The sequence below is a fragment of the Sphingosinicella soli genome (assembly GCF_014199685.1).
GTDB classification, from domain to species: Bacteria; Pseudomonadota; Alphaproteobacteria; order Sphingomonadales; family Sphingomonadaceae; genus Sphingosinicella; species Sphingosinicella soli.
Genome location: NZ_JACHNZ010000011.1, coordinates 26,164 through 38,773 on the forward strand (window position 1 = coordinate 26,164; position 12,610 = coordinate 38,773).

Annotated in this window: 9 protein-coding genes; 4 read left to right on the top strand and 5 right to left on the bottom strand. The window is 62.7% G+C overall.

The annotated features are described in order from the left end of the window. Window positions 1–2: 2 nt before the first annotated feature. From GGQ98_RS06050 to GGQ98_RS06070, 5 genes are all read right to left on the bottom strand, one after another. Window positions 3–1,265 carry an aromatic ring-hydroxylating oxygenase subunit alpha gene (locus tag GGQ98_RS06050; protein ID WP_184066607.1) on the bottom strand — a complete coding sequence of 421 codons (1,263 nt, stop codon included), beginning with the start codon at window positions 1,263–1,265 and terminating at the stop codon, window positions 3–5. Window positions 1,266–1,280: 15 nt separating this feature from the next. Then, entirely contained in the window at window positions 1,281–1,625 is a 345-nt protein-coding gene (locus GGQ98_RS06055) for a hypothetical protein (protein WP_184066609.1), read from the bottom strand. Window positions 1,626–1,722: 97 nt separating this feature from the next. Next, window positions 1,723–3,507: an FAD-dependent monooxygenase gene (locus tag GGQ98_RS06060; protein ID WP_184066611.1), complete on the bottom strand. Its 1,785-nt coding sequence runs from the start codon at window positions 3,505–3,507 to the stop codon at window positions 1,723–1,725. 94 nt (window positions 3,508–3,601) lie between these two features. Beyond that, the gene (locus GGQ98_RS06065; RefSeq protein ID WP_184066613.1) at window positions 3,602–4,369 is read right to left on the bottom strand and encodes an SDR family NAD(P)-dependent oxidoreductase; all 768 of its coding nucleotides are present in this window, start codon (window positions 4,367–4,369) and stop codon (window positions 3,602–3,604) included. A gap of 33 nt (window positions 4,370–4,402) precedes the next feature. Continuing rightward, on the bottom strand, window positions 4,403–6,739 hold the full coding sequence (locus GGQ98_RS06070) for a membrane-bound PQQ-dependent dehydrogenase, glucose/quinate/shikimate family (RefSeq protein ID WP_184066615.1): 2,337 nt from the start codon (window positions 6,737–6,739) through the stop codon (window positions 4,403–4,405). 264 nt (window positions 6,740–7,003) lie between these two features. Between GGQ98_RS06070 and GGQ98_RS06075 the strand changes: the two genes are divergently transcribed. From GGQ98_RS06075 to GGQ98_RS06090, 4 genes are all read left to right on the top strand, one after another. Continuing rightward, the gene (locus GGQ98_RS06075; protein ID WP_184066617.1) at window positions 7,004–7,945 is read left to right on the top strand and encodes a DUF7064 domain-containing protein; all 942 of its coding nucleotides are present in this window, start codon (window positions 7,004–7,006) and stop codon (window positions 7,943–7,945) included. 297 nt (window positions 7,946–8,242) lie between these two features. After that, window positions 8,243–9,118, top strand: coding sequence for an NmrA family NAD(P)-binding protein (locus GGQ98_RS06080; RefSeq protein ID WP_184066619.1), 876 nt, complete (start codon window positions 8,243–8,245; stop codon window positions 9,116–9,118). A gap of 144 nt (window positions 9,119–9,262) precedes the next feature. Continuing rightward, window positions 9,263–11,860, top strand: coding sequence for a TonB-dependent receptor (locus GGQ98_RS06085; RefSeq protein ID WP_184066621.1), 2,598 nt, complete (start codon window positions 9,263–9,265; stop codon window positions 11,858–11,860). Between the two features lie 53 nt (window positions 11,861–11,913). Beyond that, on the top strand, window positions 11,914–12,600 hold the full coding sequence (locus GGQ98_RS06090) for an EthD domain-containing protein (protein ID WP_184066624.1): 687 nt from the start codon (window positions 11,914–11,916) through the stop codon (window positions 12,598–12,600). Window positions 12,601–12,610: the final 10 nt, after the last annotated feature.

Genomic DNA, 12,610 nt, shown 5'->3' on the forward strand with positions numbered 1-12,610 from the left:
AGTCAGGCCAGTGCTTCGCGCACCGTGTCCGCGTCGATCCATTTCTGTATGTGGTGAAGCGAATGCCGGATCATGATCTCGCCGTCCTGCAGCGGCATCACGTCCTTCGCGCCGGATTCCAGACCAAGCTGCGTCCGCTCGGTATTGCCCACATCCTCGAGCAATATTTCGCCCAACCGGGCGACATAATGTTCCTGCTGCAGCCGGGTCCATACGTCGCCCGCCACCGGGATATGGAAGCGCGCCTCCCACCGCGTGCGATTGTAGGTCACCGGCCAGAAATGGTGCGTCCAGAAGCCGCCGGGTGAGACATCGAACTGGAAGTTGGGAAAGAGCCAGTTCACATCCAGCGCCCAATGCTTCGACTTGGTCGGGTTGATCGCGGGATGGCGCACGAGTATGTCCATGATATCCAGGCTGCCAGCCGACACGACATTGCCTGTCGCGATATTGGCATAGGCAAGCCGCTCGACCTTGGCGCGCTCGGGCGGCGCATATTCGGGATTGCCATATGTTGATACCGAACGATGCGGGCCCCAGGTCTGCACGCTGATTGGCCGTGCGAACGGGTTTTCCTTGCTCGCGAAGGTCGATCCAATCGTTTCCGGGTGGATCGCCGGGATGTGATAGGTTTCGGCGAACGCGTCGGCGATCACCTTCCAGTTCGCATTGAGGTGCGAGACGTAAAGGACAGATTTGTCAGCGTTCACATAGGGTATTCCGCGGTAACTTTCGCCGAAGTCGCCGAGAAATTCGGCGAGACCGACTTCCGGCTCGGGCTGGAGATTGACGAATATCCATCCGTCCCAGATGTCCGCTGCGATCGGCGTCAGCCCGAAACAGGTCTTGTCGATGCCGAAGAAGTTGCGCTCGTCGGGCACCCCGGCGAGCACGCCATCGTTGCGGTATGTCCAGTTATGGTAACGGCAAACGAAGCGGTTCGCGGTGCCCTCCTCATCGAGCACCAGCGTATTGCTACGGTGTGAGCAGACATTATGGAACGCCTTGATCGAACCGTCCTTGATCCGCGTAATCAACACCGATGCTTTCGCCACCTCGATCGGCTGGACGATGTAACTACCGGGCTTCGGGAGCCGCTCGACCCGCCCGATGCAGAGCCAGGCGCGCTTGAAGATGCGCTCCTGCTCGAGTTCGTAATAAGCGGGTGAGCGGTAGGGTTCGGTTGGCACCGGCCCTGTGCCAAGCCCGGCAGCGACTGTGAAGTGCGTGCTGGAAGCGCGAAAGTCCGAAACTATCTCGTTCATCGCCAACGTCTCCGATCAGCCGAAATGGGCAGGGCCGTTCATAAGCTTCACACCATGCGGATAGGGTGTGTGCGGCGCACGCGGTGCCCCGTGCAGTTCGACCGCCATCGAGACATGCGCCAGCGCGAGCACCAGCTCGAACAACCGCGCCTCCGCCGGAGGCATCGCATCGAGCGAGACGTCCTCGAGATGCTTCATGGCCGCAGGCGCAAGCGGAAGGACCACATCGTAAAACGCCATAATCTCGTCCATCGTCGCAGCTTCGCGCCGTTCCCGGCGTGTCTGCGTATCGGGGGCACCCCAATAGGCCTGGAACGGCTCCAGTTCCTCAAAACCTTGGGGAAGCATGTTCAGCGGCATCGACTTCTCCCGAACCTGGGGCAGGTCTCCGTCTGTCATTTCCAGAACGATCAACCCTGCCCATTACTGACCATAATGTCAAATTATGCCATATACGCTACGCCACAGCAGCAAGCGCGCAATCGCGCCCGAGAATCGCGGCCAGCGCCTCGGGCAGTTGCTCCCGGCCCGCGACATCAGCCGCGCGCCAGCCGACATGCCCGTCAGGACGGACAAGCACCGCACCATCGTCGCCCGTCCCCCTCACCAGAGCCCAGCAACGGTCAACGTCGCGATATCCGCCCTCACCCACCAGCACAACGCGCAGCGGCACACCGAGCCGTTCGGCAGCTGCCTCGCCCACGCGCCGCCACCCGCTCGCATCACTCGCCACGAACAGCGTGAACCCGCCGCGCCCGACGAGATCGAGCGTCGACACCCGACCCTCCGGCCCTTCGAGCCAGGCGTGGGGCAAACGGTGTCCGGGTCGCGTCACCGGATGATATTCATCCCCCATCGGACTTTGCGGCGGCGGTTGCGTGCCATCGGGTATGACTGCATCACCGCCGTAATAGAAACCGATTTCAAGGTCATGCGCCTGGAATTCGGTGCGCTGGGTACGGATCACCTCGTCGAGCCGGTGGCGGCGCGTTACCCCTTCGGGTGTATCGGAGAAAAGGATCCGGAAAGCCTCGCGGTTGACTTCGACCGGCGCGGCCGGGATCAAACCGATGCCGGCGTCGATGACGAGATGGTTCTGGAAGGTCAGCATCGCCCAGTTGACGTTCCGCGACGCCACCGGCCGTCGCTCCGTCTCATAGCTGTCGAGCAGCGATGGCGCCGCCTGCCCCTTCAGCACCGCCGCGAGCTTCCACGTCAGGTTCTGCGCATCCTGTACTGCAGTGTTGAGACCAAGTCCCGTTGTCGGCGGATGGCGATGCGCCGCATCCCCCGCCAGGAAGATGCGCCCTTCCTGGAAACGGCGCGCGAGCACGCCCTGCACCTTCCAGTTGTTCATGCGGATGATCCGGGGATCAATGTCGGGTAGGCGCAGCAGCTCTTTCAGCCGCGGAACCACCGATTCGGCATCGAACTGCGCGGGGTCATCGGGCTGGAAGGCGAAGTGCAGCAACCATTCCTCGCTGTGCCGGTCATAATGGTCGGGCCCCAGCGCGACCATCACGCCGCTACCCCAGGAACCACCCTTCTCCGGGTTGATGAACCAGCGGATCATGGGGCTGTCATCGTCGATCACGTGGCTGAGATCGGCGCCGAAATGGCAGGTTACCATATCGAACAGCCGATCGATCCCATCCATCGGAATGCCCAGCGTCGGACCGACGAAACGCCCGCCGTCAGCGGCAATCATGTAGCGCGCGCGCACCTGATAGGTCTCACCGGTGCCGCGCTCAAGGACCGTCGCAGTGACGCCATCGGCATCCTGCTCGAACGACTGCACTTCATGATGATAATTGATCTTGGCGAGCGGCAGCGTGCGGGCATGTTCGAGCAACAGCGGCTCAAGCCGGAGCTGCGGATAATTGGCCGATCGGCATGGGCTGTCGCGGTCGTAGACCTCCTTGAGCGAGCGCCCGCCGAAGGCGTCCATCAGATGGATCGTCTTGCGATCGAGTTCGCCATCACCACCGAGCGAGGTGAACCAGCCCACCCGTGACATATTCTCCTGCGGAGTGCTGACCGAATAGATCCGGTCGGCGATGCCGATCTCGCGGAAAATTTCCATCGTCCGCTGGTTGAGGTAATGCGCCTTGGGCGCGGGCGAGGTGGTCGGATAGCGCTCCACCAGCCACGACTCGATTCCGGCCTGTGCCAGCATGATCGCCGAGCTAAGCCCGCATCCGGCGCCGCCGACAATCAGCACGGGTGTTTCGATCACCTTCATCGCTCCGATATCCTCTCACTCGCGCGGTCGCCCGTGGCCGCGTGATAGCAATTCTCACTCAATACTGACCATTTCGTCAAGTTGTCCTGGAGTGTCATCGTGCCAGGAGACCACCGTCGATCGGCAGTTCGACGCCGTTGACGAAACGGGCTTCGTCGGAAGCGAGGTAAACACAGCCCCAGGCGATATCCTCGGGTGTGCCGTTAAAGCCGTTGGGCTGCTGCGCCGAAAACGCCGCGCGCGTCGCTTCGGGATCGGGCGTCCCCTCGAAGATCCCGTGCAGCATCGGCGTCTCCACCACGCCCGGATGGATCGAATTGGCGCGCACACCTTGCGCCGCGTGCTCGATCGCGGTCGATTTCGTGAAGGTTCTGACCGCGCCCTTCGACCCGCAATAGGCGGCGAAACCCGGTGCGCCGACTACGCCGTAAGCCGATGAAATATTAGTCACCGATCCGCCGCCGGCCTTGATCATCTCGGGCACCGCATGTTTGGTGAGGAAGAACACGCCCTTGGCATTGACTGCGAATATCCTGTCCCATTCATCCTCGCTCAGATCGATGTCGCTTCCCTGCCCCGGCACGCCCGCGCAGGCGACAACAGAGGTGACCTTACCCCAAGCGCTCACCGCCGCGGCAACGGCAGCGCGCACCTCCTCTTCGCGGGTCACGTCGGTCTTGACGAATTTCACGCGATCGGGCGACGACACGATCAGCGCGGCCAGATCGCCGTCGACAGGTTCCTGTCGATCCGCAACGATCACCCTGGCTCCCTCGGCCACGAACAGCCGCGCCGTCGCGCCGCCGATCCCCGAGGCGCCGCCTGTAATCACCGCAACCTTATCCTGCAGACGATTGGCCATTTCTCTCTCCTAATTCGTAAAAAATCGTCGGCCTCACCGCTTCTTCGGCAAGGCATAGGCGACAATCGAATCGCCAAGCGGCGACTGCAGCATGACGTGGCCGCCCGCCGCGATCAGCACGAACTGCCGCCCGCTTGCCGGAGAGACGTAGGTCATCGGATTCGCCTGGCCGCCGGCTGGAAGAGACGCGCGCCAGAGTTCGCGGCCATTGCGAATGTCGAATGCCCGGAAGGCGCGCTCCTGCGTCGCCCCGATAAAGACAAGCCCGCTTCTGGTGGCAAGCGAACCGCCGAACATCGGCATGCCCATCCGCAGTGGCAGCCGCGACGCGAGGCCCATCGGTCCACTGTCCCGCGCCGAGCCGATCGATCGTGTCCAGACCAACTTTTGCGTGCGCAGGTCGATAGCGGAGATGGTCCCGAACGGCGGCTCGTTGCACGGCACGTTGAGCGGTGAGACCAAACCCGACAGGCGAATGCCGTACGGCGTGCCCGCTTGCGGCTGCGGCAGATCATACATATGCGCAACCGAGGCCTTCGCACGCAGCCGATCGGTTTCGGCTCGCGGCACGAGCTGCGCGATCGTGCCGTAATAGATCGCGTTGACGATCATCAGCCCACGCTCGGGATCGACCGAGACCCCGCCCCAGTTCATCCCACCGCCGATACTCGGATAGATCAGCGACTCGTCGGTCGCGGGCGCGGTCGCCGGCCCCTGGTAACGTAGCTCGCGGAAGCGAATGCGGCACCAGAGCTGGTCGAACGGCGTGATTCCCCACATATCGCGCTCACGGAGGCGCTCACCCGCGAAGCTCGGCATACCGACCGAATAGGGCTGCGTCGGCGCGGTCCAGTCACCGCTCACGGGCGGACGCTGGGGCGCGGGTCGTTCCTCGACAGCCGCGACAGGCACCCCGGTTCGGCGGTCGAGCAGGAAGAGTTCTCCCCGTTTGGTCGGCTGGGCGAGCGCGGGCACCATCCGGCCCCTAAGCGGCACCTCAACCAATGTCGGCTGCGACCCGACATCATAATCCCAAAGATCGTGATGCACCGTCTGGAACGACCAGCGCGGCGTCCCCGTCGTCGCGTCCAGCGCGACCACCGAACTGCCGTAGCGTTCAGCCGCCGCGCTGCGCGCGCCGCCCCAGTGGTCAGGCGTCGAACCGCCCGTTGGGACATAGACCAGCCCCAGCACCTCGTCGGCGCTCATCGGTGCCCAGCTGTTCGGCGTCGAGCGCGTGTAGTGCTGGCCCGGTGCTGGCTCGCGATTGTCGCCGGGGCGCCCCATGTCCCACGCCCAGGAGAAACGCCCGCTTGCAACATCATAGGCGCGGATCACTCCCGAGGGCTCGTCGGTGCTCTGATTGTCGGAGACCCAGCCGCCGAGCACGATCTGCCCGCGCACGATCGTGGGTGCCGAACTCACATAGTAGAAGCCCTTCTCGACGACCCCCATCCCGGTCTTGAGATCGACGAACCCGCCATTTCCGAACGACGCACATGGCCTCCCGGTTTTCGCATCGAGCGCGATCAAGCGCGCGTCGAAGGTCGCGGTAATGATCCGCGCCGGACAGTCGGCCGCGTCGGGCACCCGATGGAAGGCGACGCCCCGGCAGGTCGTCACCGCACTCGCGCCCGTCGGGTCCACCTTGGGATCGAACCGCCAGCGCTCCTTGCCCGTCTCGGGATCGAGCGCGATGACGATGTTGGTCTGCGTGCAGAGATAGAGCGTGCCGTCCACCATCAGCGGAGTCGTCTGTAGCGGGCTCTTCGTGCCGGGCTGACGAACGCCGGTGCGATAGGTCCAGGCGACTTCGAGATCGCTGACATTTGCGGGGGTGATCTGGTCGAGCGTCGAGAAGCGCTGCCCGGCATTGGTGCCGCCCCAGGCAAGCCATTCCGCGCCGGCTGCATCGTCGCCGCCCGGCAAGGCCTGGCCCGGCGGTGGCGCGGCGAATCTGTCGGGCGAGTCGGAGATTCCAACGCCTGCCAGCGTGACGATCATCAGCAGTCCCGCAGCGGCGGGCGCCCACCCGGAACGGCCGATCGAGCGGCGGACGGGAGGAAGTGCGAAAGCAAGGCCGAGCAAGGCCGGCCCGATCAACCGCGGCGCGAGCGCCCAACCGTCGATCCCCGCCTCCCACAGCGCCCAGCCGAGCGTCACCGCGAGAAAGGCCGCATACAGCCAGCCTGCGAGCCGGTGCCCACACCACAACAATATGGCGGCAACGACGACAGCGATACCGCCCAGCAGATAATAGCTTGAGCCGCCCAGCGTGACGAGGAGAGCGCCGCCGAGCGCGATGGCGGCGCCGATCACGAACAACAGCAGCGCCAACAGCCGAGGCACCACGGTTCGCGCGCAGCTCATCAGACCCTCCCCTTTCTCTCTTTCCTTATAGCTACGCCGTTGCTGACCTTTTGGTCAAGCCATTATCCGAGCTGAGTTTCCGCTTGTGCCTAGCGCCTGAACCCCGGCTCACAACTGCGAAAACGTACCCACAGTGCAGACCGAGTCGTGCGCGGCGCCAGCTGTCGTCACAAAAAAAGACCACTGTCCGTTCGGTCAGTAGCTCTGGCAGCGGCCGCTCCTCCTTGCTAAAGCAACTCCAAATCGCCACGCAAAGGAGAGGACATGACCGCCAAGCTCTTCCGCCCTAATACCGCCATCGATCCGGTAAACGACGGCCGTCACACCCTCCCCGATCGTCCTTTGATGCGCGAATCCATCCCCTATTGCGTTGTCATGCCCAAGGAGAAGATCGCGCTGTTCACCTACACATGGGTCAACAAGGATAGCGTCGCCGGTGCCGCCTTTGGCGTCTGGGGCCCGGGCGTCGGCGCGGAGGCGATCACCGGCTATCTTCGTGATCGCCCCGTCCCGCGCGACATGAACTTCGATGCCTGGCAGATCGAAGGCTTCTCGATGCGGCAGGATCTTGCCTTCCAAGCGGCCGAGGTCCGCTGGGAAGGGCCCGAAGCCTCGGTCGATTTCCGTTTCGAGGCGTTCCACCCACCCTACGCCTATTCGACGCACGCCGGCGGCTGCCCTCCCTATGCTGCCGACGACCGCATCGAACAGAGCGGCCGGATCACCGGCACACTGCGCATCGGCGATCGCGTGATCGACATTCGCACGATGGGGCATCGCGATCATAGCTGGGGCACCCGCGATTGGGGCGCACTGCATTTTTACCGCTGGCTCCAGTCGCAGGCCGGCGATGACATGTCGGTTCACTTCTGGGAATTCTACGCGCTCGGCGAGCGCCAGTTGCGCGGCTATGTTTGCAAGGACGGACTCATGGCCGAGATCACAACCCTCGACCTTCAATGGCAGGGTGACGCGCAGTTCAATCACACTGCATTCCAGGCCGACATCACTGACGAGGCCAGGCGTCATACCCGCGTCGACGCAAAAGTTTTCGGGGTTTACCCGCTCATACCTGATCCCGATTTTGTCCTCAACGAGGGCGCGGCCGAGATCATGATCGATGGCGTCCCCGGCTCGGGCTGGCTCGAATTCGGCTGGCCGCGCCCCTATCTCGAGCATGTTCGTCGCGTCGGCATCTACCGCTGAACTGACGCGTCCTCACGAAATCCATTACCGGACGCTTATGCGCCTCACGCTTAATGTACTGGAATAGAATGCTGGAGGAGCCTTGCCCTTTTATTCTGATCTTTTGGTCAGTCCATTGACAGGTCCACTTGTCACTGCGAGGATAATCGAGAGAGCGGTTTCCAGGGTAGTGGCATGTCGTATAGCCGCCCAGCCGTGAGGGTACGGTCGCAGCCCTGATAAGCAGCACGCGGCGGCGAACACCGCCCCGTTTTCATATGTGTATCTGCAAATAAACAGCCTGACCGGGAGAGCGAAATGGCGAGCAAGCGGATTACGGTATTTGGCGCGACGGGAACCTCGGGTGGAGGTGCAATGCGGCACCTCATGAATGACGGTTGGACGGTACGCGCGGTGACCCGCGACGCGAATTCGGACAAGGCAAAAGCCGCAGCCGCGGCGGGCGCCGAACTGGAGATAGCCGATCTCGACGATCTCGCCTCGGTCCGCAAAGCGATCGAGGGCTCGGACGCGGTCTATCTCGCGGGGCCATCGCTCGGCAACCGCTGGGATAGCGGCCAGGCGCGGCAGGGAATCGGCGTCGTCGATGCCGCAGTGGAGGTCGGCATCGGACATCTGGTCTACCAATCGGCGATGGTCGAAGGCGCGCGCGGTGTGCTGAGCGTAGGGTCGAAGCGCGCAATCGAGGAGCGGATCGCCGAGCTGGACATCCCCTGGACGGTCAACCGCCCCGGCTTGTTCATGGACAACTTCCTGACCTATTTTCCGTTGCAGGAGCAGGACGGCCAGCTCAGCATCGCGATGGCGCTGCCGCTCGACAAACCGCAAGGACTCGTCTCGGCCGATGATATCGGCCGCGCCGCCGCCGCAGTGCTGGCCGCGCCCGACAGGCATAGCGGCAAGGCCTATGACCTGGTCGCCGATATCGTCAGCTTCGGAGAGATGGCAGAGATCATCGGCGACGAGGCCGACCGCCAGGTAACACCGATCTCGGTCCCGCTCGATGCTCTCGCTCAGGGATGGCCGCAAGGCGTGAGTCTCTACACATGGCTCTCAACGCGCGTCGAAACCGATAGCACCGACACGCTGGAGAGTCTCGTGGGAGAACCCATTCCGTTTCGTAAATGGGTGCGTACCCACCTCATCCCTCACCTAATGCAGACGTCCGCCTGACGACCGTAACGCCCTGGGAGCCTCGGGTAATCTCGATCGTGCATATTTATCTCGATTGACCAATAGGTCAGTACACTTTACCCTGCGATTCGACACACAAGAGATGCCGTGATCAGACGGCTCCACAACATATGGGGATGGATTATGCGCACACGTCGCTCGCTTTCGTTTGTCAGCTCCACGGCACTTGCTTGCGCCATCTGCACGAACGCAGCCGCCGCCCAGACGGCCGAGGATCAGCAAACGCCCACGCAGCTGGCACAGGCGACTGCGCCAGACGCAGGTGCCGCGCAAGACAGCCGCTCCGAGATAGTACAAAGCGGAAACCAGATCAGCGAGATCGTCGTCACCGCGAACAAGCGCGAACAGAATCTGAACAAGGTCGGCCTGACCATTTCCGCAATTAGTGGTGAGGCTTTGCAGAATCAACGCATCACCACCGTTGCCGACCTCGCAAAGGTTACGCCCGGCCTGACTTTCGCTCCCACGCCAAACTCGACGCCCGTTTATACGTTGCGCGGCGTTGGCTTCTTCGAGGCTTCGCTCGCTGCCTATCCAGATGTCAGCCTTTACATTGATCAGGTTCCGCTTTCACTGCCCGCGATGTCGTCGCTGACCGCATTCGACCTCGAACGCGTTGAAGTCCTGAAAGGCCCTCAGGGCACATTGTTCGGCAACAACGCGACCGGCGGCGCCATCAACTTCATCGCCGCCAAGCCTACCCGAGAACTCCAATATGGAGTGGACCTAAGTTACGGGCGATTCAACACAGTCGACGTCGGCGGCTTCATCAGCGGCCCGATCACCGAGAACCTGCGTGCACGCCTCTCGTTCAAGGCGGTTAACGGCGATGAATGGCAGAAGAGCTATACTCGGATCGACGGTGGCGTGCCGGCTGAATTCCAAGCCCTTGGCGTGCCGGATCCCGGCAACGGCCGGCAGGACCGGCTCGGCAAACTCGACAATGTCGCCGCCCGGTTGCTTCTAGACTGGGATGCCAGTGACAGCCTGCGCTTTTCCTTCAATGTCAACGGCTGGCGCGACCAGAACGACCCGACGGCGCCGCAGTATACCAGAGCCGTTCCGCAGAATCCGCCCGGCTCGGCTGGCCCGGGCGGTGTCGTTCCAGTCGACCTTCCGGCTTTCGTCTACCCCGCTGCGCCGCACAACGCGCGCGCCGCCGACTGGAACCCGTATCTCCGTCCGTTCCAGAACAACAAGTTCTGGCAGACCGCGCTCCGCGCCGATTGGGACATCACTCAGGATCTCACCGTCACCTCCATCACCGGCTACAGCGATCTCGACTTCCTCAACGCGACCGATGGCGACGGCATGGCGCTCGAGGGGCTCGATCTCGGCCGCGACAAGGGCAGGATAAAGTCGTTCACGCAGGAAGTCCGCCTGGCGAATGCCGCATCCAACCCGCTGCGCTTCGTGATCGGTGCCAATTACGAGCGCACGACCGCGAACGAAGATATCGAGCTGTATATCAGCGGCACGTCTTCGACGGCGGCAAACGGCTTCAACGGGAATTTCTACGGTTCCGATCAGACGATGAAGAACTACGCGGCCTTCGGTAACATTGAATATGATATCGGCGAATGGTTGACGCTGAAGGGCGGCATCCGCCGGACCAAGGCCGAGCGCGCGGCGGACATCCGCTCCCCCTACGAGCCTGACGGCTTCTACAAGCCGGGCGTGTTCGGCGACAACTCGCTCACCAAATTCTTCAACGCCACTTATGAGGTCCTGGCCGGCCTCGGCGTTTACGGCCCGGGCGTCGTCATCCCGACGATCCCGGTCGGAAACGGCATCGCGCTGGACACCCGCACCAATCCCGACGGCAGCCCGGTCGATCCTTCGACCTATCTGCAGCCTGGCAATCCCTATCTCACACTCGATGAAAAGAACACGTCCTGGAGCGTCGGTGCGGACATCAAACCGAACGACGATCTGCTACTCTACGTCAACGTGTCGAAGGGCTACAAGGCAGGCAGCATTCCGACGCTCGCCGGTGCCATCTACGATGCCTATCTGCCGGTGACACAGGAATCGCTGCTCGATTTCGAGGGCGGATTCAAAATTCAGCTGATGGACCGCAGGCTCTCGATCAACGGCGCTGCCTTCTACTACGACTATAAGGACAAGCAGCTTCGCGCGAAGTTCGTCGATCCGATCTTCGGCGCGCTCGACAAGCTCGTGAACGTACCCAAGTCGAAGATCAAGGGCGCCGAGCTCAATATCAATGCCCAGCCGACGGACGGCCTCACGCTGTCCGGCGCTGTGACCTATCTCGACGCGAAGGTCAGCGAATATCAGGGAATCACCGGCTCGGTCGTCGATCCGGGCAGCGGTCTGCGCGTACCGACCTTCGCCTCGTTCAAGGGTGTCACGCTGCCTTACGCCCCCGAATGGCAGTTCGCGGTCCGCGCGGACTGGGAGTTCCCGCTGACCGAGACGTTCGACGGCTATGCGGGCATCGGAATCAACGGCCAGAGCAAGTCGATCGGCGTGCTCACCGTGTCCCCGGTGGAGCGCGAGGATTACAAGATCAACGCTCGTGCTCTGGTCGATCTCAACGCGGGCATCGCCACGAACGATGGGCGCTGGCGGGCCGGCCTTTGGGGCAAAAACGTATTCAACAAATACTACTGGACCAACGCGATCCAGGCCTACGACAACATCATGCGTTACGCGGCGCGCCCCGCTGAATACGGGCTGACCGTGTCCTTCCGCTACTGATAGCCATCAACCGGCGGCGCGATGCGTCGCCGGAACCGCATTGGGGACGTTCCATGAGCACGAAGATGTATGGCCTGATCCCGCGCAAGCCCGGCATGGGCCGCGATGAGTTCCACGATTATTACCGTCATCCACACGGCACCATGGGTCGCAACATGACAACGATGCGCGGCTATGTGCAGAACCACCAGATCGACACCGACCGGCTTGGCCCTGATCAGGCGCGCTTCGATGCCGTGGCCGAAATCTGGCTCGACAACGAATCCGACGTACAGACATTCCGCGAGGAACCGATCCTCGTTAAATATCTGATCGAAGACGAGCCCAAGTTCGTCGACATGCCCAATCTGAAGTTCTTCGCGGCGGATTCGGAGGTGCTCGTCTCCGGGCCGCGGCAGAATGCCGGACTCCATCCCGGCGACGAGATGTGGTCGCCCGCGACACGCCCACTTTCAGTCAAGCTCCTCCACTTCATCGATGCGGATGGAAATCCCGATTGGGCACACCCCGACGATCAGGCACTGGGGCAGAAGCTCGGCGCGTTCCGCCATACCCGCGCGACGCCGCTCGCGTCGGTGCATGGCAACGAGCCTACCTTCCTGGGCCTCCACGAACTTTGGTGGCCAACACGCACTGACTTCCATCGCGCCGTCGATGCCGCGCCGGACGCATTGCAGGAACTGCTCGCGCGCGCCGGCAAGGCAACGACGATGCTGGTGCAGGCGGAACGCTTCATCTGAGTTTTCGGAC

Bases quoted from the DNA above. Each gene is read 5' to 3' on its own strand.
- GGQ98_RS06050 (WP_184066607.1), bottom strand. From the start codon at position 1,265: ATGAACGAGATAGTTTCGGACTTTCGCGCTTCCAGCACGCACTTCACA.
- GGQ98_RS06085 (WP_184066621.1), top strand. From the start codon at position 9,263: ATGCGCACACGTCGCTCGCTTTCGTTTGTCAGCTCCACGGCACTTGCT.
- GGQ98_RS06070 (WP_184066615.1), bottom strand. From the start codon at position 6,739: ATGAGCTGCGCGCGAACCGTGGTGCCTCGGCTGTTGGCGCTGCTGTTG.
- GGQ98_RS06090 (WP_184066624.1), top strand. From the start codon at position 11,914: ATGAGCACGAAGATGTATGGCCTGATCCCGCGCAAGCCCGGCATGGGC.
- GGQ98_RS06075 (WP_184066617.1), top strand. From the start codon at position 7,004: ATGACCGCCAAGCTCTTCCGCCCTAATACCGCCATCGATCCGGTAAAC.
- GGQ98_RS06065 (WP_184066613.1), bottom strand. From the start codon at position 4,369: ATGGCCAATCGTCTGCAGGATAAGGTTGCGGTGATTACAGGCGGCGCC.
- GGQ98_RS06055 (WP_184066609.1), bottom strand. From the start codon at position 1,625: ATGCCGCTGAACATGCTTCCCCAAGGTTTTGAGGAACTGGAGCCGTTC.
- GGQ98_RS06060 (WP_184066611.1), bottom strand. From the start codon at position 3,507: ATGAAGGTGATCGAAACACCCGTGCTGATTGTCGGCGGCGCCGGATGC.
- GGQ98_RS06080 (WP_184066619.1), top strand. From the start codon at position 8,243: ATGGCGAGCAAGCGGATTACGGTATTTGGCGCGACGGGAACCTCGGGT.